Origin of the sequence: Arthrobacter burdickii, from assembly GCF_030433645.1 — a bacterium.
GTDB lineage: Bacteria > Actinomycetota > Actinomycetes > Actinomycetales > Micrococcaceae > Arthrobacter_D > Arthrobacter_D burdickii.
Genome location: NZ_JAROCG010000001.1, coordinates 1715852 through 1741233, shown reverse-complemented (window position 1 = coordinate 1741233; position 25382 = coordinate 1715852). Strand labels below are relative to the sequence as shown.

The 25382-nt window shown below is 69.1% G+C and carries 23 protein-coding genes; 10 read left to right on the top strand and 13 right to left on the bottom strand.

The features are described 5' to 3' along the window. Positions 1 to 4: 4 nt before the first annotated feature. The 5 genes from P5G52_RS08155 to P5G52_RS08135 form a co-directional block, all read right to left on the bottom strand. Positions 5 to 1981 (bottom strand): beta-galactosidase, encoded by a 1977-nt coding sequence (locus P5G52_RS08155; protein ID WP_301226350.1) that lies wholly within the window; start codon positions 1979 to 1981, stop codon positions 5 to 7. Between the two features lie 51 nt (positions 1982 to 2032). Next, positions 2033 to 2662, bottom strand: a complete 630-nt coding sequence (locus P5G52_RS08150) for a hypothetical protein (RefSeq protein ID WP_301226348.1) — start codon at positions 2660 to 2662, stop codon at positions 2033 to 2035. Next, on the bottom strand, positions 2659 to 3579 hold the full coding sequence (locus P5G52_RS08145; protein ID WP_435868657.1) for a carbohydrate ABC transporter permease: 921 nt from the start codon (positions 3577 to 3579) through the stop codon (positions 2659 to 2661). Before P5G52_RS08145 ends, P5G52_RS08150 begins: the two co-directional genes overlap by 4 nt. Further along, on the bottom strand, positions 3576 to 4442 hold the full coding sequence (locus tag P5G52_RS08140) for a carbohydrate ABC transporter permease (RefSeq protein ID WP_301228715.1): 867 nt from the start codon (positions 4440 to 4442) through the stop codon (positions 3576 to 3578). Before P5G52_RS08140 ends, P5G52_RS08145 begins: the two co-directional genes overlap by 4 nt. A 136-nt stretch (positions 4443 to 4578) precedes the next feature. Further along, on the bottom strand, positions 4579 to 5871 hold the full coding sequence (locus tag P5G52_RS08135; RefSeq protein WP_301226346.1) for an ABC transporter substrate-binding protein: 1293 nt from the start codon (positions 5869 to 5871) through the stop codon (positions 4579 to 4581). Between the two features lie 162 nt (positions 5872 to 6033). Here P5G52_RS08135 and P5G52_RS08130 point away from each other — a divergent pair, with 162 nt between their 5' ends. Continuing rightward, on the top strand, positions 6034 to 7017 hold the full coding sequence (locus P5G52_RS08130) for an acetylxylan esterase (RefSeq protein ID WP_301226344.1): 984 nt from the start codon (positions 6034 to 6036) through the stop codon (positions 7015 to 7017). A 90-nt stretch (positions 7018 to 7107) separates the two neighbouring features. Here P5G52_RS08130 and P5G52_RS08125 read toward each other — a convergent pair whose 3' ends face one another. The 5 genes from P5G52_RS08125 to P5G52_RS08105 form a co-directional block, all read right to left on the bottom strand. Then, entirely contained in the window at positions 7108 to 7557 is a 450-nt protein-coding gene (locus P5G52_RS08125) for a BLUF domain-containing protein (protein ID WP_301226342.1), read from the bottom strand. Positions 7558 to 7792: 235 nt separating this feature from the next. Then, entirely contained in the window at positions 7793 to 10363 is a 2571-nt protein-coding gene (locus tag P5G52_RS08120; RefSeq protein WP_301226340.1) for a rhamnogalacturonan lyase, read from the bottom strand. A gap of 148 nt (positions 10364 to 10511) precedes the next feature. After that, positions 10512 to 11675 (bottom strand): mannitol-1-phosphate 5-dehydrogenase, encoded by a 1164-nt coding sequence (locus tag P5G52_RS08115; protein WP_301226338.1) that lies wholly within the window; start codon positions 11673 to 11675, stop codon positions 10512 to 10514. Further along, positions 11675 to 13648: a PTS mannitol transporter subunit IICBA gene (locus tag P5G52_RS08110; RefSeq protein ID WP_301226336.1), complete on the bottom strand. Its 1974-nt coding sequence runs from the start codon at positions 13646 to 13648 to the stop codon at positions 11675 to 11677. The genes P5G52_RS08115 and P5G52_RS08110 overlap by 1 nt, the downstream gene beginning before the upstream one ends. 61 nt (positions 13649 to 13709) lie before the next feature. Beyond that, positions 13710 to 14438 (bottom strand): TetR/AcrR family transcriptional regulator, encoded by a 729-nt coding sequence (locus tag P5G52_RS08105; RefSeq protein WP_301226335.1) that lies wholly within the window; start codon positions 14436 to 14438, stop codon positions 13710 to 13712. Between the two features lie 116 nt (positions 14439 to 14554). On the opposite strand from P5G52_RS08105, the gene ptsP reads away from it, so the two are divergent. Continuing rightward, a complete protein-coding gene (gene ptsP / locus P5G52_RS08100; RefSeq protein WP_301226333.1) occupies positions 14555 to 16237 on the top strand; it encodes a phosphoenolpyruvate--protein phosphotransferase in 1683 nt (560 codons plus the stop codon). A gap of 135 nt (positions 16238 to 16372) precedes the next feature. On the opposite strand, the gene P5G52_RS08095 is transcribed toward ptsP, so the two are convergent. Together P5G52_RS08095 and P5G52_RS08090 are read right to left on the bottom strand one after the other, a co-directional pair. Next, positions 16373 to 17284 (bottom strand): DUF6807 family protein, encoded by a 912-nt coding sequence (locus tag P5G52_RS08095; protein ID WP_301226331.1) that lies wholly within the window; start codon positions 17282 to 17284, stop codon positions 16373 to 16375. Then, positions 17281 to 18426 (bottom strand): Gfo/Idh/MocA family protein, encoded by a 1146-nt coding sequence (locus tag P5G52_RS08090; protein WP_301226329.1) that lies wholly within the window; start codon positions 18424 to 18426, stop codon positions 17281 to 17283. Before P5G52_RS08090 ends, P5G52_RS08095 begins: the two co-directional genes overlap by 4 nt. 170 nt (positions 18427 to 18596) lie before the next feature. Between P5G52_RS08090 and P5G52_RS08085 the strand changes: the two genes are divergently transcribed. Beyond that, positions 18597 to 19643 (top strand): LacI family DNA-binding transcriptional regulator, encoded by a 1047-nt coding sequence (locus tag P5G52_RS08085; RefSeq protein WP_301226327.1) that lies wholly within the window; start codon positions 18597 to 18599, stop codon positions 19641 to 19643. A gap of 8 nt (positions 19644 to 19651) precedes the next feature. On the opposite strand, the gene P5G52_RS08080 is transcribed toward P5G52_RS08085, so the two are convergent. Then, positions 19652 to 19876, bottom strand: coding sequence for a hypothetical protein (locus P5G52_RS08080; protein WP_301226325.1), 225 nt, complete (start codon positions 19874 to 19876; stop codon positions 19652 to 19654). Positions 19877 to 20218: 342 nt separating this feature from the next. Between P5G52_RS08080 and P5G52_RS08075 the strand changes: the two genes are divergently transcribed. From P5G52_RS08075 to P5G52_RS08045, 7 genes are all read left to right on the top strand, one after another. Beyond that, positions 20219 to 20947, top strand: coding sequence for a GAF and ANTAR domain-containing protein (locus P5G52_RS08075; RefSeq protein WP_301226323.1), 729 nt, complete (start codon positions 20219 to 20221; stop codon positions 20945 to 20947). Continuing rightward, positions 20944 to 21234: a hypothetical protein gene (locus P5G52_RS08070; protein WP_301226321.1), complete on the top strand. Its 291-nt coding sequence runs from the start codon at positions 20944 to 20946 to the stop codon at positions 21232 to 21234. The genes P5G52_RS08075 and P5G52_RS08070 overlap by 4 nt, the downstream gene beginning before the upstream one ends. A 76-nt stretch (positions 21235 to 21310) precedes the next feature. Continuing rightward, positions 21311 to 21604 carry a hypothetical protein gene (locus tag P5G52_RS08065; RefSeq protein ID WP_301226319.1) on the top strand — a complete coding sequence of 98 codons (294 nt, stop codon included), beginning with the start codon at positions 21311 to 21313 and terminating at the stop codon, positions 21602 to 21604. 167 nt (positions 21605 to 21771) lie between these two features. Continuing rightward, complete coding sequence (locus P5G52_RS08060) at positions 21772 to 22068, top strand: hypothetical protein (protein ID WP_301226317.1); 297 nt, start codon at positions 21772 to 21774, stop codon at positions 22066 to 22068. 88 nt (positions 22069 to 22156) lie between these two features. Continuing rightward, positions 22157 to 23344 (top strand): Gfo/Idh/MocA family protein, encoded by a 1188-nt coding sequence (locus P5G52_RS08055; RefSeq protein WP_301226315.1) that lies wholly within the window; start codon positions 22157 to 22159, stop codon positions 23342 to 23344. Further along, positions 23341 to 24495 (top strand): dihydrodipicolinate synthase family protein, encoded by a 1155-nt coding sequence (locus P5G52_RS08050; protein WP_301226313.1) that lies wholly within the window; start codon positions 23341 to 23343, stop codon positions 24493 to 24495. The genes P5G52_RS08055 and P5G52_RS08050 overlap by 4 nt, the downstream gene beginning before the upstream one ends. Further along, on the top strand, positions 24492 to 25379 hold the full coding sequence (locus P5G52_RS08045; protein ID WP_301226311.1) for a sugar phosphate isomerase/epimerase family protein: 888 nt from the start codon (positions 24492 to 24494) through the stop codon (positions 25377 to 25379). Before P5G52_RS08050 ends, P5G52_RS08045 begins: the two co-directional genes overlap by 4 nt. Positions 25380 to 25382 lie beyond the last annotated feature (3 nt).

Sequence of the window (25382 nt, the reverse complement as noted above, 5' to 3'; positions counted from 1 at the left end):
GGGCTCAGCGGTCCGGACGTACCAGCGCGTACCCGAAGGGCTCCAGCGTGACCTCGCGGACCACGGACTCCGCGAGCACGTCCCGCCCCTGCACGGCGACGCGGACAGGCTCGGCAGCGTGGTTGATGACGGTCAGCAGCGGCCCGCGCCGGATGGCTTCGACCATCGGCGGGAGTCCCTCGAGAACCGGCCGCACCTTCGCCGCCGCGAACAGGTGCTCGAGCACCTGTCGCGCTCCGTCGTCGTCGGGCACCGTGGCGAGGTAGTAGGCGGTGCCCGCCCCGTGGCGGCGCGAGGTCAACGCGGGCCCGCCGTGCTGACGGCCTCCGTCGAAGGACGCCAGGACCACGGCGTCCACGACGTGTGCCTCTTCGGCGAGGAAGGACCCCGCGAAGCCGAACCCGTCGCCGGCCACCTGCGCGTGCTGCTGGCCCGGGCCCGCCGAGCCCGGCGCGACGAGGGCACCGAAATCCTCGACGACGACCCCCAGCAGGTCCCGCACCTGCGTGCCGAAGCCGCCCGACCGGAAGCGGTCGTTCCCGTCCACGACGTCGCTGAAGGCCGTGACGAGCAAGTGCCCGCCCTGCTCGACGAACGCCGTGAGGTTCCCGGCGGACTCCCCCGTCATCAGGTAGAGGTGGGGGGCGAGGACGACGTCGTACTGCGCGAGGCCGGCGGTGGGCGGCAGGATGTCCACCTGGACGTGGAGACGGTGTGCGGCGTCGTACCAGCCGCGGACGAGGGACAGGTAGTCGAGCGAGGTGGGGTGGTCCGGGTTCTCGATGGCCCACCAGTTCTCCCAGTCGAGCAGGAGAGCGACCCGAGCGGAGCCGTCGTCGGCCGGAAGATCCTGCAGGCGGCCGAGCTCGCCGCCGAGTGCCACCACCTCACGCCACGTGCGTGTCTGCGTCCCGGCGTGCGGCAGCATCCCCGAGTGGAACTTCTCGGCCCCCGCCCGGGACTGCCGCCACTGGAAGAACAGGACGCCGTCGGCTCCGCGCGCCACGGCCTGCATGCTCTGCGCCGCGAGCTGCCCGGGCGCCTTCGGGGCGTTGGAGGGGCGCCAGTTGACCGCGTTGGAGGCCTGCTCCATGAGCAGCCAGGGCGTCCCCGGCTTGAGGGACCGCATCAGGTCGCCGTGGAAGGCGCCCTCACGGAACCCCTCCGGATCATTGGGGTCGGGGTAGAGGTCGTCGCTGATGACGTCCAGTTCCGGCGCCCACTGGGAGTAGTTCACGGGCTTGAAGGCTCCCATGAAATTCGTGGTGACCGGCTGTGTGGCGCCGGCCGCGCGGATGATGTCCCGCTCCATCCGGTAGCACTCGAGGAGCATGTCGGAGGTGAACCGGCGGTAGTCGAGCAGCTGTCCCGGATTGTGGCTGTAGGGGGCGTGGCGGGGCGGGAAGACCTCGGCGAAGGATCCGTACCGCTGGGACCAGAACATGGTGCCCCACGCCTCGTTGAGCGCGTCGACCGAGCCGTACCGCTTCTCCAGCCAGCCGCGGAAGGCATCCCGGGCGGCATCCGAATAGTCCACGTTCAGGTGGCAGCCGTACTCGTTGTTCACATGCCAGAGGACGACGGCGGGGTGGTCGGCGTAGCGCCCGGCGATCCTCGTGACGAGTTCGGTGGCGAGTCTGCGGTAGGCGGGGGAGGACGGCGCGTAGTGCTGGCGGCTGCCGTGCCAGTAGGGCGTCCCGTTCTCGTCCGCGGCCAGCATCTCCGGGTAGGCGACGGTCGCCCACGGCGGGGGCGACGCCGTCGCGGTCGCCAGGTCCACCGCGATCCCGCCGTCGTGCAGGAGGTCGATGATGCGGTCCAGCCAGTCGAAGTCGAACTCGTGCTCCGACGGCTGGATGCGCGCCCAGGAGAAGATGCCGAGGCTCACCATGGTGACCCCGGCCTCCTGCATGCGTGCTATGTCCTCGGGCCAGACCTCTTCGGGCCATTGCTCGGGGTTGTAGTCGCCGCCGTAGTGCACTCGTACTCCAGGGGTGGTCGGTTCGTCGGACAAGGTTTCAGGTGCGGCGTTTCAGGTGCGGCGCTCGCGCACCGAGGTCGCGAGTGCCGCGAACACCAGGCACCCGACGGCCGGGACCACGAGCGGTGGCAGTTGCCAGGCGACGATCGCCGCGAGGGCGACCGCCGCGACGAGCCAGAGGACCCCGGCCGGATCACGGCGGACGTCGCGGGCCCACTCCAGCCCGGCGGCACGCCACGACCCCGCGGCGTGCCAGCGCGCCGTCGTTCCGGCGAGGCCCACCAGCACGGACACGAGCAGGACGACACCCAGCCCGAGGACGCCCTGCCAGCCCGGCAGGAGCCGGGAATTGGCGACGGTGATGTCCAGCAAGAGGAGGGACACGGCGACGGCGACACCCAGTCCCACCAGCCACCCGGTCCTCAGCGCCGCCGTGAAGTCCGCGGCGAACTGCCGGAGCGGAGAGTCCTCGGCCCGCAGGAAGCGGTGGAGATGGGCGGATCCTGCCGCGAACGCCGCAGGGATCGTGATGATCCCGAGGCCGGCGATGCAGCACAGCACCCCCACCCAGAGGACTTCCCCGAACAGGGCGAACTTCGCGGTCGCCCCGGGCCAGCGCAGGCTGCTGCCATCGGCGGCGGCTTCGCGCCGCCGAACCGCCTCGCGCTGGCGCCGGCTCATCCCTTGAGGCCCTGGGTCGCGACGCCGTCGACGAGGAAGCGCTGGAAGAGGATGAAGAACAGCATGACGGGCAGGAGTGCGAGCACGGAGATCGCGATCGTCGCACCGTAGTCCGAGGTGCTCGTCTGGTCGTTGAAGATGCGCAGGGCGAGCGGTAGCGGGTACTTCTCCGGCGAGTTCAGGTACAGCAGCGGGCCGAGGAAGTCGTTCCAGCTCCAGATGAACGCGAAGATCGACGACGTGATGAGCGCGGGCTTGATCAACGGCAGCGTGATGGAGAAGAAGATCCGGCCGTGGCCGCAGCCGTCGATCCGGGCGGCCTCGTCCAGCTCGCGCGGCAGGTTGCGGATGAACTGCACCATGAGGAACACGAAGAATGCTTCCGTGGCGAGGAACTTGCCGGCCAGCAGCGGCCAGAAGGTGTCGATCAGCCCCAGGTTCCGGAAGATGATGTACTGCGGGATGATCAGCACGTGGAACGGCAGGAGCAGGGTGCCGATCATGGCGGCGAACAGGATCTTGCTGCCGCGGAAAGTGATCCGCGAGAAGGCGTACGCGGCCATCGACGACGAGATGACGGTGCCGATGACCGCCCCGACACCGAGCAGCAGGGAGTTGAGGAAGAACTTCCAGGTCGGGATGCCGGCGATGCCCTGCATCACCTTGACGAAGTTGTCGAAGGTCGGGTTCTCGGGGAAGAAGCCCTGGTTGCTGCCGAACTCGGAGTTGGGCTTCAGCGAGGCCGAGACCATCCACAGCAGCGGGTACAGCACGATCGCGGTGAGGGCGACGATGCCGATGATCCAGATGGCGGTCGGGATGTGGCGCCGCAGCGGGCGGCGCCGGGGCGCGTTCAGCGAGGGACCGTCGGGGTTCACGGGCACCGGGACGGCAGGGTTCGATTCGATGGTGGTCACTTGGAGTCTCCTGCGTAGTGGACCCAGCTCCTGGAGGTGCGGAACAGGATGAAGGCGAGGACGCCGACGGCGAGCAGCAGGACCCAGGCCATGGCGGACGCGTAGCCCATCTGGTTGTTGGCGAAGGCCCGTGTGTAGAGGTAGACCGTGTAGAAGTTCGTCGCCCCGCCGGGGCCACCGGTTCCCGAGCCGATGATGTACGCCGAGGCGAACACCTGGAAGGCGTTGATCATCTCGAGCAGCAGGTTGAAGAAGATCACCGGCGAGAGCATCGGCACGGTCACGCTGAGGAACTTGCGCCAGGCGCGGGCCCCATCTACCGACGCCGCCTCGTACAGTTCCGCGGGAACCCCTTTGAGCCCGGCCAGGAAGATGACCATGGGGGCGCCGAACTGCCAGATGGCGAGGAGAATCATCATCGGCATGATGAGCGACGGGTTGCCGATCCACCCTCCGAGGTTGATGCCGAAGAGGTTGAGCGTGCCGTCGACGGGACCGTCGGTGGAGAACATGGCCCGCCACACGATGGCGATGCTGACGCTCGCTCCGATGAGGCTGGGGGCGTAGAACGCCGAGCGGAAGAAGCCGGTGCCGCGCGCCTTGTAGTTCAGGAGCATCGCGACGCCGAGTGCGGCTGCGAGCTTGATGGGCGTGCCGACGAGGACGTAGATCAGGGTGATCCTCACCGAGCTCCAGAACTTCTCGTCCCCGGCCATCCGGGTGAGGTTCTCGAGCCCGGTCCACTCAGGAGCGGTGAAGAGGTTGTAGTCGGTGAACGCCAGGTAGAGCGACGCCACCATGGGGCCGAGGGTGAGGCCGATGAAGCCGAGCAGCCACGGGGAGAGGAAGACGTAGCCCGCCACGGTGTCGCGGCTGCGGGAACGGCGGGGCCGGGGCGCACCCGTCCGGCGGCGGGCCGCCGGACGGGCACCGGATTCGGCGGTGCGGGCTGTTGCTGGCGCGTGCGCCGAGTCCGTTGTCACGATGGAACTCCTTTGCCTAGCTACCGAGTGTGACGGAAGCTTCGTCGAAGAACTGCTTCGCCGCGTCCTCCGGGGTCACGGCGCCCAGGCCGATGGACTTGCCGAGGTCCCAGAAGGTCTGCTCGATGGCGCCGAAGCCGGCGACCGGTGCGGCCGGAGCGTCACCCATGCGGTCCGAGATGGAATCGAGGTAGTCCTTGACGGCCTTGTCGGGTCCTTCGAGGTTCGCACCCTCGAGCTGCGTCTCCGAGGCGGGGATGCCCAGTGTCGCACCGAAGGTCTCGCCGACCTCCGGGCTGTTGATGAGGAAGTCGACGAAGGCCGCCGCTGCCTCGGGGTGCTCGGTCGAGGAGGATGCAGCCTGCATCAGGCCGACCTTGCGGTAGAGGTCCTTCTCATCCGGGTTGTCGGTGGGAGGAGCGACGATGGTGATCTCCTCGGCACCGGAGTCACCCAGGTAGCCGCCGAGGAAGTTGCTCCAGCTCATCTCGCTGGTGGTCAGGTTCCCACCGAAGCCGGAGACCGGGTTGATCTCCTCGAGCTTGCTCTGCGGGACCGTGACCTTGTCGCGGTTCTCCTGGCCCTCGGTCCAGTGCGCGGCGAGCTCCTCCTGCGTGAAGTTGAGCTCCCCGTCCTCGGTGAACAGCTCGCGGCCCTCCTGGCGCAGCTTCAGCTCGAGGTCCTGGATGCGCTGGGTGGTGTCGGTTCCTCCGTACACCTTGCCGCCCGTGGCGTCGGTCACGGATGCCATGTACGCGTCGTAGTCGTCCCAGCTCGTGCCGCCCTCGTAGGGCTCGACGCCGGCTTCGGCGAGCAGCGCCGGGTTCTGGAACACGGACCACGCACTGTAACCGGTGGGGATGGCGAACGTGCCGTCCTCGAGCTTGCCGGTGGACAGCAGGCTCTCATCGATGGCGTCGGTGGTGATGCCGTTGCCGAAGTAGTCCTCGAGGTTCAGCAGCAGGCCGTTGTCGCCGTACTGGCGGAGGTAGGTGTAGTCGAACTGCATGACGTCCGGCAGCCCACCGCCTGCAGCTTCGGTCTGGCGCTTCTCCCAGTACGAGGGGTAGTCGGTGAACGTGTCGTTGATCGTGATGTTCGGGAACTTCTCCTCGAACGCCGCGATGGCCTTGTCATAGCGGGCGGCGCGATCGTCGTTGCCCCAGAACGTGTAGTTGAGGGTGATCTCTTCCTCGGTGTCCAGCGCTGCGGGTTCGCCACCGCCGCCGCCGCAACCGGTCAGGGCCAGGCCGGTAACGGCCAGGGCTGCAACGCCCGTCAGGGTGCGCCGTGAGAGTGTGCGGAACATCTTTGTCCTCCTGGAAAACTTCTTCGTCAGCCATCGTGGGACGCCTTGGGAAAGCGTTATCCCACAGCGTAGGTTGAATCGTATCAATGGTCAACAGTCCGAGCCCGGCGACCTTCTCCGCGCTCTATCTTCGCTTATCGAAGCCGTGAAAGGATGCACCCTATGCCTCACTTCGATCTCCCCCTGTCCGAGCTGCGCAGCTACCTGCCGGAGCGGAACGAACCCGCCGACTACGACGCGTTCTGGGACAAGACCCTCACCGAGCAGCGCAGCCACGCAGCACCCCCGGCCTTCACGGAGGTCGATGCCGGCTATACGCAGCTGGTCACGGAGGACGTCACGTTCGCAGGCTACGACGGCCAGCCGGTCAAGGGCTGGCTGCTCACGCCCCGCCACCTTTCCGGTCCCCTGCCGACCGTCGTCACCTTCATCGGCTACGGCGGCGGGCGCGGCCTGCTCGGGGAATGGACGGGTCTGCCCAGTGCCGGCTTCGCGCACTTCGTGATGGACCTCCGCGGCCAGGGCTCGGGACACCGGACGGGCGACACGGCCGACGGACCGCTGGCGGGTCCGCACCTGGGCGGCTTCATGACGCTCGGCGTCGAGAATCCCGAGACCTACTACTACCGCCGGCTCTTCGTCGATGCCGTCCATGCCGTCGAAGCCGCCCAGTCGCACCCCGCCGTCGATCCGTCCCGCGTGGTGATCTCCGGGGGCAGCCAGGGCGGCGGCATCACCCTGGCCGCGGCAGCCCTCACGCAGCGCGTGAACGACACACCGCCCGTCGGCGCCATCGTGGACGTCCCGTTCCTCTCGCACATGCGGCGTGCCACCGAGATCGTCGACACCGCTCCCTACTCCGAGATCGCGAAGTACCTCGGGACGCGGCGGCACGACGTCGACAATGTCTTCCGCACCCTCAGCTACTTCGACGGCGTCAACTTCGCGACGCGCAGCACGATCCCCGCGATGTTCTCGGTGGGTCTGCTCGACGACGTCTGCCCGCCGTCGTGCGTGTTCGCGGCGCACAACCACTACGCCGGGCCCAAGCGCATGAAGGTGTACCCGTACAACGGGCACGAGCAGGGAGGCGCCTTCCAGGACGTCGAGCACCTCGCCTTCATCCGGGAGCTCACCGGCTCCTGAGGTGCAACGGTCGCGTGCGGAGTCCCTCGCACGCGACCGCCGGCCGGCGGACGGTCCGGTCCGAATCAGCATGGGAAGGTCCGGTCCGGATCAGCGCGGCCGGACGGTGCGGTCCTGGAACCAGCGGATCAGCTCGCGCAGGGCGGCGAGGGACTCCTGCGGGTCGTCTCCGGCCTCGATGTCCGAGAAGGTGCTGCGGTACCCGGGGATGTCCTCCGCGGCGACGTCGGAGGCCGGCTCGTACGCCATGGTCCAGTCCGGGAACTGCCGTTCGTCGATGGTCTCCTGGAGGAGGATATGGACATCCAGGTGGCGGGGATCGGCGGCGATGATCGACATGCGCTCACGCAGGCTGTCAGCAGGGCCCTCGATGACCTGGAGGAATCGTCCGCTGCGGTAGAGCAGCATCCCCGTCAGGCGGGCACGGGCATTGTTCTCCCGGCTGAGGGCCAGCAGGGCGTTGAGCTCCTCGTCCTTGAACGGGTGGGCCGAGGTGCTCGAGTAGACGATCGACAGCAGGTCATGGGGGGTTCGGCTCACGGGCCCCAATCTACCGAACGGGAGCCGGACCCCTGAGCACTTCCGAGACACTTCCGGGGCACTCGGGAGACCGTGGCACTCCCCCGCGAACCGGCGCTGGATTCCCGTACCGCCCGCAGGCAGCTCACGCTCCCACCCGACGCCGGCTGCAGCAGGCACAGGAGCGCTGAACAGGTCCGGCAGGACCGCGTGTTCGTACCGCACGCGATCCTGCCGGAGTTTCTGGCCGGCGCCGCTACTGCAGCGTCGGGAGGATCACCGACCCCTGATACCCGAGCTCGGTGCGGGCCTCCTCGGAGACCGTGCCGGGCTTCGTCCGCTGCAGCTGGTCGAGGAATGTCCCGAGGGCCCTGGCCGCGTTGCCCGCCTGGTCCCGTTCGACGGCGCGCTGCGCCTGGTTCAGGGACGCGCGCAGCTGCTGCGCCGCAGGTCCGGAGACGTCACCCGTCGAGATGAGCTGCTCGAGCTGCCGCTGCAGGGCCGGCAGTGCGCCGGGCAGGAAGGCGTCGGGCACCGGCACGGCCGTGAACTCAGTGTCGGAGGCGAGGTAGAAGCTCGTGTACGCCGGCTGGTTGTAGGCCGTGTTCTGGCGGGCGATCTCGGCACGGTACTGGGGATCGTGCATCAGGGTGTACAGCTTCCGGTCCGTGACCTCGGTGCTCGTGAAGATCCGGATGGCGGAGCTGTCCGTGGTCCGCACCAGCAGCTCCTCGCGCCAGTCGCCGACCACGTCGGCCACGAGCGAGGGATTGCCTTTTGTGCCGTTGTTCGTGCGGGTGCCGGTCGCCGTCAGCAGGCGTCCGCGCCTGGCATCGTCGATGGTGGGAGTCTGGTCGCCGGCGCCGTTGACGAGCTGCGTGGTGCCGTCGGCCGCCCAGCGAATGCTCATGTTGGTGCCCTGGCCATTGCCGGGCAGGAGCCGGCCGGAGGCCGAGCGAAGGCCCACGGCCCAGTTCTCGATGCCTCGCACGGAGGGATCGATGTCGCCGATCATGCCGCGCCCGGTGTCCTTGCCGGTATAACCGCCGAACAGGACCTCCCCGTTGGCCGCGTCACGCATCGCCCAGCCGTACGGTGCGCCCGTCGCTCCCTCGTGGACGGAGAAGATCTCCTGGCCGGGGCGGTCCGGATCGATGTCCGTCACGTGCATGGCGTCTCCGTGCCCCAGCTTCGCCTCCGTGCCGGGAGCGGCGCTGGCCGCGGGAAGCGTGTCGAAGGAGCTGTAGAGCAGGGAGCCGTCGTCGTCGATGGTGGCGCTGCCGTAGACGATCTCCTGCCGTCCGTCACCGTCGACGTCTGCGGCGCTGAGGGAGTGGAAGCCCTGGCCGGCCAGGGCGCCGAACTCCTCGCTGCTGCCCGTTCCGCTGTGCGGGCTGTCGTTGAAGGGATTGGACATGGGCACGTGGCCGGAGTCCACCTGCCAGTCCTGCGTCAACCGCTCGCCGTCCCAGCTGTAGGCGACGATGTCGGCGCGCGTGTAGTAGCCGCGCGCGAAGACGGCGGAGGGATGCTCTCCGTCGAGGTACGCGACGCCGGCGAGGAAGCGGTCCACCCGGTTGCCCGGCTCGATGCGCGCCATGGCGTAGTCGCCCCACAGCAGGCCATCGTCCCCGCGGCCGGGCTCATAGGGAACGGTCTCCAGCTCGGCACCGGTGGCGCCCTCGAACACGCTCAGGTACTCGGGGCCGTCGACGATGAATCCCTCGAAGGCGCGGAGGGTGTTCCTCGCGCTCCGGGACGGTGCATAGACGTCCACGAAGTAGTCCGCCATCGCGCGGGCGTCGGCGTCGGACAGCGGGTAGTCGTACCGCTTCCCGATACCGAAGGCCTCCTCCAGCGTTGCCGGCCAGTTCCCGGCGACCACCTCGGGGTGGTCCTGCCAGCCCTTGAACATCGTGACGACGTGTTCGTAGTAGTCCGCGGCGCTCAGCCGGTAATCGTCCCCGTTGGTGACTCCTGCGGCCAGGTCCGCCTCCGGCAGCGTCACGTAGCTCTCGGAGGTGACCTCGCCCGTGGGCCCGTAGGTGGTGGTCTTCGTACCGGGGGCGGTCTTGAGCATCATCTCGGACCGGCCGTCGCCGTCGAAGTCCGACACCGTGAACTGCGTGTAGTGGGCTCCGGAGCGGATATTTACGCCGAGATCGACCCGGCTCAGCAGCCGACCCTCGGCCGTGTAGGTGTCGATGTAGGTGTTGCCCGTGTACCCCAGCTGGGACACGTCCTTCGCGTTGGAGGGGTACCACTTGACGAAGTACTCGTACGAGCCGTCGCCGTCCACGTCCCCCACACTCATGTCGTTCGCCGAATAGGTGTACGCCTCACCGGTCGGCGTCACGCCGTCCGCCGGCTTGGATAGTGCGAGGTCGGTGTAGGCCTGCGTCCAGGGGGCGACGTCGGCACTCACCTCGACCTCCACGCCGTCGACGACGGCGCCGATGCTGTACCGCGCGTTCGCGGCGGCACCTGCATCGGTCACTGCCGTGTCGAGGTAGTTGGTGCTGTCCGTGACCGTGGCGATCGCTTCACCGTTCCGGTACACCGTGAAGTCCGTCCCGGTGAGGCCATCCGCCGTCGCGCCCGTCGCCTCCGTGGCCATCAGCCGCCAGGAGAGGAAGACACCCTGCGGGGTGGCGGCGCCGACGAGGCCCCGGTCCAGGTATTCGAGCTGCACCCCTCCGATGGGAGCCGCGTTGCCGGGGCCGGGCCCCTGCGCCAGGGCGGGGACCGAGAGCCCGCTGAGGGTCAGGAGAGTCCCTGTGGCGAGCGCCAGGCATGCCGAGACCGTTGTTTTCTGTGCCGAACTCATCATTGAATCCCTTGTTTGGAAAACGCTTTCCTCGCCACGCTATGATCAGCCTGCTGCTTTCGTCAAGGGAGGGCGAAGAAAAAGGGAGCAGCCGCAGCTGCTCCCTTTCCCTGTGCTCGTGGTTGTGCTCGTGCTGGTGTTTCTGCGATCAGCCGTGCTCCGCGTGGTGGCCGGGCGCATGCTGTGCGATCAGGTCGCGGACCGGACCGTACAGCGGGTGGTCAGCAGGCAGGCCCGTGATCGACGTCGTCGCCTCGCCGGGCTCCTGGGTGGCCAGGATCTCGGCGAGCGCGGCGACCTCGGGATCGTCGGGAGCCGAGAAGGCCAGTGCGGCCCGCATCGCCTCGAGCAGTGCCGCGGGGTGCACACCGGTCTCGGCCAGCTCGGCGGCCGGACCGACGAAACGCTCCTTGCGGCTCAGCTTCCGCAGCGGCGCCCTGCCGACGCGCACCACCGTGTCCGGGAGGTGCTGGTTCATGAAGCGCCGCAGGATCTTCTGCACGTAGGCTTCCTGCTCCGCGTCGTCGAACCCGTGCTTGGCGACGAGCAGCTGCTTCGTCTCGTCCAGCACGGCCCGCACCTTCGCTGCGATGGCGTCGTCCGCCATGGCGTCCGCGATCTTCTCGACCCCGGCCGCGTAGCCGAAGTAGGCCGCCGACGCATGGCCGGTGTTCACCGTGAACAGCTTCCGTTCGATGTACGGCTCGAGGTCGTCGACGTACGTCGCCCCGGGGATCCCGGGTGCGTTCCCGTTGAAGGGGGTGCGGTCGATGACCCACTCGAAAAAGGTCTCCACCGTGACGTCGAGGCCCTGGCCCGCCGCCTGGTTGGGGACGATGCGATCCACCGCGGTGTTCGCGAAGATCGCCCTGGACGCGAGGTCCAGTGCGGCGCCGTCGTACGTCTGCTCGACTTCGCGGCGCAGGATGTCCGTCGCGTTGATGGCGTTCTCGCACGCCATCACCTGCAGTGGCGGCAGGTCCTCGCTCCGGCGGGCGATCGCCCGGGCGATCACCGGCGCGACGAACTTCAGGACGTTCGGGCCCACCGCCGTGGTGACCATGTCGGCCGTCGCGATCTCACCGACGACGTCGTCCTCCTGGGACCGCGAATTCAGGGCACGGTAGTTGTCGACCGTCTTGACCGCCGGGTCCTCGCCGACCTCGTGGACGTCGTAGCTCGGCGTCGAGGCGAGCTGGTCGATCAGGGCGTCCGCGACGTCGGCGAAGACCACCTCGTACCCGGCTTCGTGGAGCAGGAGCCCCACGAAGCCGCGCCCGATGTTGCCGGCACCGAAATGTACTGCCTTCACTAGGCATTGACCTTTCCGAAGAGGGCCAGGACCTCGTCCACCGTCGTGGCCTCGTCGAGCTTGGCCACCTGGTCCTTGTCCGAGAAGACGCGGGCGATCGCGGACAGGATGGACAGGTGCTCGTTGTTGACGCCTGCGACGCCGACCACGAACTTCACCTGCTTGCCGTTCCAGTCGATGCCCTCGGGGTAGCGCACGATCGACACTGCGGAGCGGCGGATCAGGTCCTTCGCCGCGTTGGTACCGTGCGGGATGGCGAGGAAGTTGCCCATGTAGGTGGGGACGGACTTCTCGCGCTCGTGCATCGCCGCGACGTAGCTGGAGTCCACGGCACCCCGGTCGACCAGCAGGCGGCCGGCCTCGTTGATGGCGTCCTCCTGCGTCGTGGCCCGGCCGCGCAGGACCACGCTCTCCTCGGCGAGGACGTCATGGGAGGCGGTCCCCCCGGCATCGGCGTCGGCTGCCACGTCGGCGGGCATCGGGGCCTTCGGGTCGACCCCGCCCTCAGCGGCAGCACTGGCACGCACCAGCTCGACGATCTCGTCGTAGCGGGGGCTGTTCATGAAGTTGTCGACGGAGACGTGCGTCGCGCTCTGCGTCAGGGGCTCTGCGCGGGCGGCGAGGTCCTGGTGCGTCACGACGACGTCGTAGTCGTCCTTCAGGTTGGCAATCGCCAGGTTCGAGACCTTGACGTCGGGGAAGCCGGCCGCCTTGATCTTGTTGCGCAGCACCGATGCACCCATCGCCGAGGAGCCCATGCCGGCGTCGCAGGCGAACACGATGTTGCGGATGGGCCCGTCCGTAGCGGCCGAGGAGCGGAAGTTGCCCGCGACGGAGCTCTTCTTGCCCTTGAGGCCCTCCATCTTCGTGGCGGCGGCAGCGATGTCGTCGTCGTCCTGGTTCTTGCCGGTCTTGAGGATGACCGAGGCGACGAGGAAGGACACAGCCGTGGCGAGCAGGACGGCGAGGGCGACGCCGACGTAGCTGTCACGGGAGGTCTGGGCGAAGACCGCGATGATGGATCCCGGGGCGGCAGGTGCCACCAGGCCGGAGTTCGTGATGCTCAGTGTCGCGATACCCGTCATGCCGCCGGCGATGGCGGCCAGGATCAGCAGCGGGCGCATCAGCACGTACGGGAAGTAGATCTCGTGGATACCGCCCACGAAGTGGATGATGGCAGCACCGGACGCGGAGGCCTTGGCTGCGCCGCGACCGAAGAACATGTAGGCGAGCAGGATGCCGAGGCCCGGACCCGGGTTGGCCTCGAGCAGGAACAGGATGGACTTGCCCTGCTCCAGCGACTGCTGGACGCCCAGCGGGGTGAGCACGCCGTGGTTGATGGCGTTGTTGAGGAACAGTACCTTCGCAGGCTCGATGAAGATGCTGGTGAGCGGCAGCAGGCCGTTGTCGACCAGGAACTGGACGACCTTGCCTGCGCCGGTGCTGAACCCCTGGACCAGCGGCGAGACGCCGTAGAACCCGAGGAGCGCCAGGAGGGCTCCCCAGATGCCCGCGGAGAAGTTGTTGACCAGCATCTCGAAGCCGGGACGGATCTTGCCGTCCCACAGGGCGTCGATCTTCTTCATGGTCCAGCCACCCAGCGGGCCCATGATCATGGCGCCGATGAACATCGGGATGCCGGCACCGACGATCACGCCCATGGTGGCGATCGAACCCACGACGCCGCCGCGCACGTCGTAGACCATCCGGCCGCCGGTGTAGGCGATCAGGAGGGGCAGCAGGTAGGTGATCATCGGTCCTACGAGCCCGACGTTCGCCACGCCGTCGGTCTCGCCGTATCCGCCCAGTTGCGGAACGGGCAGCCAGCCCTTCTCGATGAAGAGGGCCGTGACGATACCCCAGGCGATGAAGGCGCCGATGTTGGGCATGATCATCCCGGACAGGAACGTCCCGAATTTCTGCACGCGGACCCGGGCGCTGGTGCCGGACCTCGCTTCTAGTTGTGTTGCCACTTTTTTCCTTACCGTTGTCCCCGCAGCTCTGCGGGAAGGGATGGATTGTGAGGGAGAAGCGTCAGCTTGCCGACCGGCTGGAGATGCGCTGGAGCCATTCGAGGAAGAGCTTCAGTTCCGAACTGGAGAGCTGGTCGGGATGCGAGGACTGCAGCGCGGCGTTGAGCGCTATGGCCGCCACGACCACCGAGGGCGTTCCCTCCGTGTCCGTGGTGGGATCGGCCTCGGAATCCGTGGCCACGGCCGAGATCACCGCCTCCCGGGTCATGGCGGACAACTCGAGGTTGCGCTTCGCCGCCGGTTCCGCGATCAGCATGAGCGTGACGCCGATGTTGGCGGCGAGCATGCTGCGCGCGGCTTCGTGCGGTGACACCACGAGGCGGGCTGCAGCGGCCGCCCGCCCCAGCACCTCCTCGAGGAACGCCTCCGCGCTGGCCACCATCGACGGCCGGCGCTCGGGCTGGATGTTGCCGAACATCACCAGGTAGAGGTGCGGGTGGTCGAGGCCGAACTGCACGTGGTTGTCCCAGTGCATCCGGAGGTCCTCGATGGGCTGTCCCGACGTCGGGAGGCTTCTCTCGGCGTCGAGGTACTCGGAGAAACCCTCGGCGACGACGGCGTCGAACAGGCCCTCCTTGTCACCGAAGTGGTGGTACAGGGTTGGAGCAGTGACCCGGGCAGCCTGGGTGATCTGCCGGGTCGATACGGTCTCGCCGTTGGACTCGGCGAGCAGTGCCGCTGCCGCCCTGAGGAGCCGAACCTTAGGCGCTGGTTCGCCTACTTTTTTCATGCCTGCTACCGTAGCACCTATAGCAGCGTTATATGAACTGGGTCACAAAAGTTTTTGCCTCAGGCGGCACAATGGTGCTAGACCGAGACCACACGGCAAGGAAACGAGGACGTTCGATGGAGAATTTCGCAGGGGTCGGAGTGAGCCCCGGACGCGTGATCGGCCCTATCCGCCATATGCCGAAATCGGTCAGCGAACCTCCCCCGGGTGAACGCCACGCCCCCGATGCTCCTGAGGAGGCCGTCGCCGCCCTGAAGGCCGCGTCGAAGGCCGTCCAGGAGGAGCTCAAGCGCAGGGCGGGGATCGCCAAGGGCGACGCGCAGGCCGTCCTGCAGGCGACGTCGCTCATGGCGGCGGACCCCATGCTGCTGAAGTCCGCGACCAAGCTGATCAACAACGGCAGCTCCCCCGCCCGCGCGGTCTGGGAGGCGGGAGCGTCCGTCGCCGAGATGCTCCACAACCTGGGCGGCTACATGGCCGAGCGCACCGCCGACGTCCTCGATGTGCGGTCCCGGATCGTCGCCGAACTCCGGGGGCTGCCCGCGCCGGGCATCCCGTCGTCGGACACGCCCTTCATCCTCGTCGCCGAGGACCTCGCCCCTGCCGACACGGCCACCCTGGACCCCGCGCAGGTCCTCGCCCTCGTCACCTCGGGCGGCGGTCCGCAGTCGCACACGGCCATCATCGCCCGCTCGCTCGGGCTTCCCGCCGTCGTGGCCGCGTCCGGCGTCGACGACATCGCCGACGGGACGGTCGTCTTCGTGGACGGAGCGGCCGGGAGCATCTCGCTCGACCCCGGGGCGGAGGAGGAGGCCGCAGCCGAGGCCTATCGGACCGCCGCGGCGGCACTCACGGTGTTCGACGGCGTGGGCGTGACCGCGGACGGGCACGAGGTTCCCCTGCTGGCCAACGTCGGTGGAGCGAAGGACGCCGTGAAGGCTGCCGAAGCGAAGGCGCAGGGTGTGGGACTGCTCCGCACCGAGTTCTGCTTCCTCGAGCGGGACACGGAGCCGACGGCGGAGGAGCAGATCGAGGCGTACAAGGGCGTCTTCGACGCCTTCCCCGGCAAGAAGGTCGTGGTCCGCACACTGGATGCCGGCGCCGACAAGCCCCTCCCCTTCCTCACGGACTCCACGGAGCCGAATCCGGCACTGGGTGTCCGCGGCTACCGCACCGACCTCACGTCCCCAGGGGTCCTGGAGCGTCAGCTCAGCGCCATCGCCGAAGCCGCCTCCCAGGCCACCGCGGACGTGTGGGTCATGGCACCCATGATCTCCACGGCCGAGGAGGCCGCGGACTTCGCCAAGCTGTGCAGCAACGCCGGCCTGCAGACCCCCGGCGTCATGGTCGAGGTTCCGTCGGCTGCCCTGATGGCCGAGGCCATCCTCGGCGCGGTGTCCTTCGCGAGCCTCGGCACGAACGACCTCACGCAGTACACGATGGCCGCGGACCGCCAGCTCGGCTCCCTCGCCGCCCTCAACAACTCCTGGCAGCCCGCGGTCCTCCGCATGGTCAAACTGACCGTCGAAGGCAGCACCGCCGAAGGGCACGCGAAGCCCGTGGGTGTGTGCGGCGAGGCTGCAGCGGATCCCGCCCTCGCCGTCGTCCTCGTGGGACTCGGCGTCTCGACCCTGTCCATGACCCCGAGGGCCCTCGCCGGTGTCGGCGCGGTCCTGAACAGCGTGACCCTCGCCGAGGCGCAGCGGATCGCCGGTATTGCGGTAGCCGCACCGACGGCGGCGGAGGCTCGCTCGCGAGCCCGGGCCGAGCTTCCCGCCCTGGAACCGCTCGGGCTGTAGCGCACCGGATCCGGGCCGGCGGATCGGGGCGCTCCTAGCCCCCGGCCGCGAGCTGCACCCTGCCCGGCAGCCCGTCGAGCAGTTCGAGCTTACGGGGGCGATGGGTTCCGTCGTAGGTCAGGGCCATGGCCCGGCCTAGGGCCGGACCACCCCTGCAGCTCCTCCGGCCGCCCGGGCCTGCTGGGCCGCCGTGGCGAACCCGTCATCCGGCACCGGTCCGTCCGCTGCGAGGAGGGACCAGCTCCAGTCCAGCACCTCGCCGGCCGCCAGGTGCACCTCGTGATGGAAGAACGGCGCCGCGCACAGCATGGGGGTGCCTGTGCTGCGGACGAACCACGGGGTGGGGCCTCCCGGATTGCCGGTCCCAGGGACCATGAGGACCGATGCGGTCTCCGACCGGAGCCCCAGCCAGGGGCGCCTGCCCCCCATGGCCTCGACTTCGGGAATGGAACCGGCGCCGTCGGCCGATCCCGCGATGATCGCCGCTCCGTCGAATGATGCCGGGAGGCGCAGGAAGAAACCACCGTAGCCCGCGTCCGGGCGGCCCGCCGTCGTCGGGCTCCCGAAGGCGAGCCTCCCCCCGCTGGTGTTGGCCCACCTGCTCCGCACGGAGGTGAGGATCCACTCCGAGCCGGCGGCGGTCAGGTTCTCCGCGTGCCAGGTCCGCTCCTCCGCCAGGAAGCTGCTCCCGTCCGCCGCGCGCCAGTCGATGTGCTGGACCACCCCGTCCCGCTCGCGCACGGTCCTGCGCACCCGCTGCGAGCCGTTGTTCGGCAGCTGTACGTAGCCCTGCCCGTCGCTGTAGGTCGGGCCGCCCCACAGGTTGACCGGGTGGGCCTGCCCGGCGACGGCGATGTTCGAGACGGCGATGCCGAGGCCCCAGTGCCAGGGGTGGTCGGCGGGTCGGTAATCGCTGACGGAAAGCCCGCCGGGTGTCGGTACCGGATGCAGGAAGGGCCGGGGCGAATGCTGGTCCGGTTCTCCCGCGCCGTCGTGCAGGATGCCGGCATCCCGCCCTCCCGCCGTGAGGGTCACCGGGTCGGTCATGACGGACCGGCGGACAGGACCCCGGGCCGGCCCTCGATCACGTGCGCGGACAGGCTTCCGCGCAGCGCGGGGTCCGCCAGGTCCTCCCTCATGACCCAGCGGCCCTCCCGCGCGGAGGCATACATGCCGGTGACGATCTCCAGGGCGCGGGCGGGATGCGCCACGATGCCCGGCATGCCGCGCCCGGCGGTGAGCGACGCGTAGATCCCGGCGAAGAGGGCGTCGTGCCCGCTCGGCACCTCCTGTCCGGGCAGCGCCCAGGATCCCGCCGTCTCGTCATCGACGTGGGGCGCCGGGGTGATGGTCCAGTGGGCGTGGCCGTGGCCGTACAGGTGCTCGAGCTCGATCGTCGCGTTCTCCGTGTCGATGCGGAGGAGGCTGGATTGCCGCGGCGCGAGGACCGTGGACACCACCGACGCGACGGCACCCGATGCGAAGACGAGGGACGCGTGCGAGAGGTCCTCGGTCTCGACGTCGCGGTCGAGGCGCCACATCGTCGCGTGCACTGCGGACCACTCCCCCAGCAGGTACGCGAGCAGGTCCACCTGGTGACTGCCATGGCTGAGCGTGGTGCCCCCACCCTCCGTGGCCCAGGTGCCCCTCCACGGGACGGCGAAGTACTCGGCCGTCCGGTACCACTGCGTCTGGCAGAGCGCTGAGAGCGGGCGCCCCAGGACGCCCGAGTCCAGCAGCGCCTTCACATGGGCGGCGGCGGTTCCCGAGCGCTGCTGGAACACGACGGCGAGGCCCCGGTCCGCTGCGCGACCGGCGTCGACCATGGCATCGAGCTGGGCGAGGCTGAGTGCTGCGGGCTTCTCGACGACCACATGGGCACCTGCCGCGAAGGCGGCTGCCGCCTGCTCGGCATGGCCTCCCGGAGGTGTGCAGACGTGCAGGACGTCGATGCTCTCCCCTTCGAGGAGATCTTCCAGGGACGGGTAGCGGGACGGCAGTCCGTACGTCTCGGCGAAGGCCGCGAGGTGGCTCCGGGACGGATCAGCGGCGGCGACCAGCTCCACGCCCGGCAGGAGGTGCAGGGCTTCGGCATGGAGGTGCGCGACAGCGCCGGTGCCCAGGATCGCGGCCCGCAGGGGCATCCGGACGGCAGCGGCGGGTTCAGTTGCCGGACTGGACGGGGGCACGGATCCTCCAACGGGAACAGGAATACGGTTCCGGAAACACTAACAGAGAAAGCGCTTACCGAACGGGGCGCGGCGACCCGGGCCCGGTTTCCCGCCGTGCGAGAATGGCCCTTTCCGGAATTCCCCTGGGTATCGGCAGAGCGGCCGATGCCCACACCGTCAGGAGAGCAATGTCGGCACCGGCAAGCAAGAGTCCCGCGACGCTGCACGACGTCGCCAGGGAAGCGGGGGTCTCCCTGGCGACGGCGTCTCGGTCCCTGAACGGCAGTGCGCGCAAGGTGAACGAGGACTACCGCCAGCGCGTCCTCGAGGCGGCCCAGCGGCTCGGATACACGACCAACCTGTTCGCGCAGGCCGTGGCCAAGGGCAGCACCACCACCGTGGCCCTGCTCGTGGCCGACATCGCGGACCCCTACTTCTCCAGCATCGCGGCCGGAGTCATCGATGCGGCGAGCGAGGAACGGCTCGTGGTGACCATCGCCGTCACGGGCCGCGACGCGCAGCGCGAACTGGACACGGTGCGGGCACTGCGCGGACAGCGTCCCCGCGTGATGATCCTCGCCGGCTCCAGGACCACAGGGGCGGCGTTCGAGGTCCAGCTGCGGAGCGAGCTGTCCTCCTTCGAGGACACCGGCGGGAAAGTCGCCTTCATCAGCCAGGACGCTGCCCCCTTCGCGACGGTGCTGCTCGACAACCGGGGCGGGGCCCGGAACCTCGCGGTCGCACTGGCCGAGCTCGGGTACCGCGACTTCGCCGTCATCGCCGGGCCGGCCGAGATCCGGACGGCCCAGGAACGTCTTGAGGGTTTCTCGGAGGGACTGGCCGAGCACGGGATCTCCCTGCCTGCCGAGCGCATCATCCACTCGGACTTCACACGCGACGGCGGCTATCGCGGCGCCCAGGACCTCCTGGCGTCAGGAGCCCGGGTGGACCTGGTGTTCGCGGTGAACGACGTCATGGCCGTCGGCGTCGTGTCGGCCTTGCGCGATGCCGGGATCGCGCCGGGAGAGGGAATCGGCGTCGCAGGCTTCGACGACATCCCGACGGTGCGGGACATCACGCCCGCCCTCACCACCGTGCGCATCCCCCTCGAAGACGTGGGCCGTCGCGCACTCCAGCTGGCCACCGGATCGGCGCACGGCGCTTCGGATGCCGGCGGCGGTCCGGAGCCCATCCCCACCGAGACGATCATCCGGGGCAGCACGCCCCGGCGGTAGGCCTGGGCTCAGAGGGGCCGGATCGGGTCGGGCTCGACGTCCGGGGCCGCCAGCTTCACGACGTCGTCGAGGGGCAGTTCGGCCACCTCCGCGACGGCCCGGATGTCCTCACCGTGGCTGATGGCCTCCGCGACGGCCTCCTTCAACACCAGCTCAGCGCGGTCGAGCTCGAACTCGACGTCCTCCTTGTCCGCTGCGGCAACACGGATCTTCTGCAAATCGTTCTTCGTCATGGCGCTGCGGGTACCTTCCACATCGTGGATCAACGGCGGAACGGTGCCACCCCTCCGGACCGGACTGTCCGCGGATGCGGCGACGGTGACATCGTCGCGCCAATCCTATCCAGAGACCCGGCTACAGGATACGAAATCATGGTTTGGGCACCTCGCCGCGCCAGGAACCGCCTAGTTCCGCCCCGGCGAGACGGCTACCGCAACAATCATTCCCGCACCGGCATCCGGTGCGCTCCCACACGGCTAGGATGGGACCAGCGGATCGTCGGCAACGCACGATCGTGGTCTAGCAGAAGGCCCGCGGCGCCAGGATCAAGCCTGGCCTAAAGTTCGAGGCTACTGATGGATCCATACCCTCCCTCCAATGAGTTGGGTGCGACGCTCGGTCGCATCCGCGGACTGGTACTGACGCAGGAGACGGCGCAGCATGCCGTGGACCTCCTTGCCCAGGTCGCGCAGGAGACGACGCCGAACGCGTCGGGCGCCGGCGTCTCGCTCATCCACGAAGCGCAGCGGACGAGTGTCGGCGCGACGGACGCCCTCGTGCGCACTGCCGATGACCTGCAGTACGGACTGGGCGAGGGACCGTGCCTGACGGCATGGTCCACCCGGTCGCCCGTGACCATCGAGGACACGTCCATCGACCAGCGGTTTCCGCGGTGGAGCGCCGCGGCGGCCGAAGCGGGGGTGAGGTCGTGCTTCAGTGTCCCGCTGCTGCGGGGCCGCGACTCCCTCGGCGCGATGAAGGTGTACTCGACCGTGCCCGCCGCATTCGACGACGCCGACCGTGCCCGCCTCACGAGCCTGTCGGTTGCGGCCTCGGCCCTGCTCGGCCACGTGCAGACGTCGGAGACGTCGACGCGGATCAGCAGTGAACTGCGCGGGTCCCTCCGGTCGCGGGACCTCGTCGGCATCGCGAAGGGAATCCTCATGCAGCGCGAGGGGCTCACCGAGGCCGAGGCGCTGGCCGCTCTCACCGCCCGTGCGCGCAGCACGGGCATTCCGTTCGGCCAGCTGACCGCGGACATCGTGAACGGGCATGGTTCCCCAGGTGGAAGGGGCGCTCTGTGATCAGCTTCCCGCACGCGGAGGAACAGCGGGCGCTCATCAACGCGGCCGTCGTCGAATCCGGCTTCACGACCGGCGAGGTGTGGCTGCACTACTTCTCCCTGAGCGGTGAGGTCGACGAATACGAGATCGAGGCCTACCTGGCGGGCCTCATGCCCCTGCCCTCCCTCGAGTGCGATCTGCTCGCCCTTGCGGTGAACGAGCTCATCGACGACCTCCCGCCGAGGCGACGGGCTCCCTTCAGCGACGAACTCATCCGTGCCCATTCGGGATCCGGGGACGCGGAGTAGCCCCGACCCCGACCGCAACTCCCGGGTCGCCCCAGCCCCTTCCCATCGTGTCGGAGCTGCGGCGTACCCTCGTCGCATGGCAGAACGACCGGGATGGCACGGCATCCCACCCAGCGCCGACAGGTACAGCCCACCGCTCCAGCTCGAAGCACCGGAGAGCGGCATCACCGAGCCCGTCAGGTCACCGGCGCTCTGGGTCGACCTCGACTACCCCGATGGCTCCACGCGGACACAGAAGGGCTTCGCCATGGCCTGGACGGCGACGGCGGTCCTCGCGCAGTGGATCGAATACTCCCGGGCCCGCGAGGCGTGGGTGGACGCGGCGCGCTGCCGCCGCCGCGAGCTGAAGCCGCCGTCGCGCGCCGCCTGACGGCTTCCTGCCGGCAGGCCTTCCTCCTGGCGCCACTCCCCGCGCCACACTCGGCGCTGCCCCCTCTCCAGATCTGCGCACCCGGCCGACACCCGGCGGACCGGCTCCCTCGTAGAGTGGTCGCATGGACAAGCCGCCGTCGCACTCCCCCGTCCGGGCAGCCCCGCGTGGCTAGTGCGGCCGGCTGGCACGGACTTCCACCGACGACGCACGTGTTCGTACCCCCGCTCCAGCTGGAAGCGCCCACCGGCCCCATCACCGAGTCCGCCTCCCCCGCCCCTGCGCTCTGGGTGGACCTCGAGTACCCGAACGGCTCACGGCAGACCGTGCGCGGATTCGCGATGGCATGGACCGGCTCCGCCGTGCTCGCCCAGTGGGTCGAATTCTCGATCGCCCGGGAAGCGTGGGTCCGCCCGGACCAGTGCACCCGCCGCGACATCCCCCGCCGGGCCGACGGCACCTGACCTCCTCCTCGCATATTGCCCCTCCCTGCTTCTTCCCCTACACTCTCGGTAAGCGCTTTCCGCGCTGCCGGAGCCAAGAGGAGCATCAATGTCGACGAGGACAATCGGAATCATCATGAACGGCGTCTCAGGACGGATGGGATACAGGCAGCACCTGGTCCGCTCCATCCTCGCCATCCGGGACCAGGGAGGAGTCCTCCTCTCCGACGGCAGCCGGGTCCAGGTGGAACCGATCCTGGTGGGCCGCAACGAGGCGAAGCTCGCCGAACTCGCCGCGAAGCACGGCATCGAGCACTACTCGACCGACCTCGACAGCGTCCTGGCGGACCCGACCTGGGAGATCTACGCGGACTTCCTCGTGACCAAGGCCCGGTCCGCGGCCATCCGGAAGGCCATCGCCGCCGGCAAGGCGATCTACACCGAGAAGCCCACGGCCGAGACGGCCGCCGATGCCCTCGAGCTCGCGAACCTGGCCGAAGCGGCCGGCATCAAGAACGGCGTGGTGCACGACAAGCTGTACCTGCCGGGCATGCAGAAGCTCAAGCGCCTCGTGGACTCCGGATTCTTCGGCCGCATCCTCTCGGTGCGCGGCGAGTTCGGCTACTGGGTCTTCGAGGGCGGCTGGCAGGACGCCCAGCGCCCCAGCTGGAACTACCGCACGGAGGACGGCGGCGGCATCGTCGTCGACATGTTCCCGCACTGGAGCTACGTCCTGGAGAACCTCTTCGGCAAGGTCGAGTCCGTCTACGCCCGCGCGGTCACGCACATCGACGAGCGCGTCGACGAGCAGGGCCACCCCTACCGGGCCACCGCCGACGACGCCGCCTACGCCGTCTTCGAGCTGGAGGGCGGCATCGTCGCTCAGCTCAACTCGAGCTGGACCGTCCGGGTGAACCGCGACGAGCTCGTGCAGTTCCAGGTGGACGGCACGCACGGCTCGGCCGTCGTCGGGCTGTTCGGCTGCAAGATCCAGCCGCGCAACGCCACGCCGAAGCCGGTCTGGAACCCGGACCTCGAGGACACGCACGACTACGACGCCGACTGGATCGACGTCCCCACCAACGAGGTGTTCGAGAACGGCTTCAAGACCCAGTGGGAGGAGTTCCTGCGCCACGTCCTGGAGGACGGGCCGCACCCGTACGACTTCCTCGCCGGTGCCCGCGGAATGTACCTCGCGGAGCAGGGACTCGAGAGCTCCCGCTCCGGGCGCCGCCTGGAACTGCAGGACGTGCGCACGGCCGTGCTCCCCCTCGAGGAAGCGGTCACGCTGGCATGATCACCCTCGTCGATGCGGCGGGGACCGTCTCCGCCGTCGAACTCCGTCCCGCGCCGTCGTTCTCGAAGCCGACCGCGCCCCTGTCCAGCCGGACCGTGTATGCGGCGGCCCACGTGGTCCCCCGCACGACGGCGGAGAACGTGCCCGGCGCCGCCGCGGACCTCGACTGGGATGCGACCCTCGCGTTCCGGCACCATCTGTGGTCCTGGGGGCTCGGCGTCGCGGACGCGATGGACACCGCCCAGCGCAACATGGGGCTCGACCCCGCCGCGACCCGCGAACTCATAGCGCGCAGTGCTGCCGAGGCCCGTTCCGTCGGCGGCGCCCTCGTCGCCGGCGTGAACACGGACCACGTCGAGGACCCGGTGATCTCCCTCGACGCCGTGATCGACGCCTACAAGGACCAGCTCCACTTCACCGAGGACGCAGGCGCATCCGTGGTCCTGATGGCGAGCCGGCACCTCGCCCGCGCCGCACGGACCGCCGAGGACTACCAGCGGGTGTACTCCGAGGTGCTGGCTGCGGCCGGCGCCCCCGTGATCCTGCACTGGCTCGGCAGCGCCTTCGACCCCGAGCTCGGCACCTACTTCGGCTCGGCGGACACCGACACGGCGTCCTCGACCCTGCTCAAGATCATCGCCAACTCTCCCGACAAGGTGGCGGGCGTCAAGATGAGCCTGCTCGATGCAGACTCGGAACGGGCGGTGCGCGCACAGCTCAACGCGCCCGCACGCATGTTCACCGGGGACGACTTCAACTACGTCTCACTCATCGGCGGGGATGCGTCGGGCTACTCCGACGCGCTCCTCGGCGCCTTCGCCGCGCTCGGTCCGCACGCTTCGGCGGCCGTCCAGGCGCTCGACGCCGGTGACCCGGACGCGTACGCACGGATCCTCGGCCCCACCGAAGCACTCTCACGGCAGATCTTCGCGGCGCCGACGTTCTACTACAAGACGGGTGTGGCCTTCCTCAGCTGGCTCAACGGGCACCAGCCCGGCGTCGGGATGGTCGGCGGTCTGCACGCGGCCCGCAGCCTGCCGCACCTGTCGGAGATCGTCCGCCTCGCGAACCAGTGCGGGGCGCTCGAACAACCGGAGCTGGCCCGTGATCGCTGGCACGCACTGCTGCGCGTGAGCGGGGTGGCGGCATGACACCGAACGAGCGCCTGTCGATCAACCAGGCCACCATCAAGTACGCCCCCCTTCGCGAAGCGCTCCGGGTGACCGCCGATGCCGGCATCACCAGCATCGGCCTGTGGCGCGATTCCGTGGAGGCAGCCTCCCTGCCCGAGGCCGCACGGCTGCTCGCCGATTCGGGACTGCGGTTCTCCAGCCTCTGCCGCGGCGGCTTCTTCACCGTGCCGGAGGGCCGTGCACGCCGCGCCGCGATGGATGACAACCGCAGGGCGATCGAGGAGACCGCCCAGCTCGCGGCTGCCGGTGCCGCCGGTTCCGCCGCGGTCCTCGTGATGGTCGCCGGCGGTATCCCGCAGGGATCGAAGGACCTCGCAGGAGCCCGTGCGATGGTGCAGGACGCCCTCGGGGAGCTGGCGGCCGACGCCCAGGCCGCAGGGGTGACGCTCGCCCTCGAACCGCTCCATCCGATGTACGCCTCCGACCGGGCCGTCATCTCCACGCTGAAGCAGGCCCTCGATCTCGCCTCGCCCTTCTCCTCCTCGGTGGTCGGAGTGGTTGTCGACACCTTCCACGTCTGGTGGGATCCGGAGCTGTTCGAGCAGGTCGCGCGGGCAGGTGCGGAAGGTCGGATCGCGAGTTACCAGGTCTGCGACTGGAAGACCCCCCTCGCCGCGGACGTCCTGCTGTCCCGCCACTACCCGGGCGACGGCGTCATCGACTTCGCTGCGATCACCCATGCCGTGAAGGCGGCCGGCTATGCCGGTGACATCGAGGTGGAGCTCTTCAACCAGGACATCTGGGACACCCCGTCGGCGGACGCCATCGCACGGACCATCGAAGGCTTCGAGGCGAACGTCGCGCTGCACCTGGGCTCCCTGAGCGGCGACGCCCGGCCGTAGCAT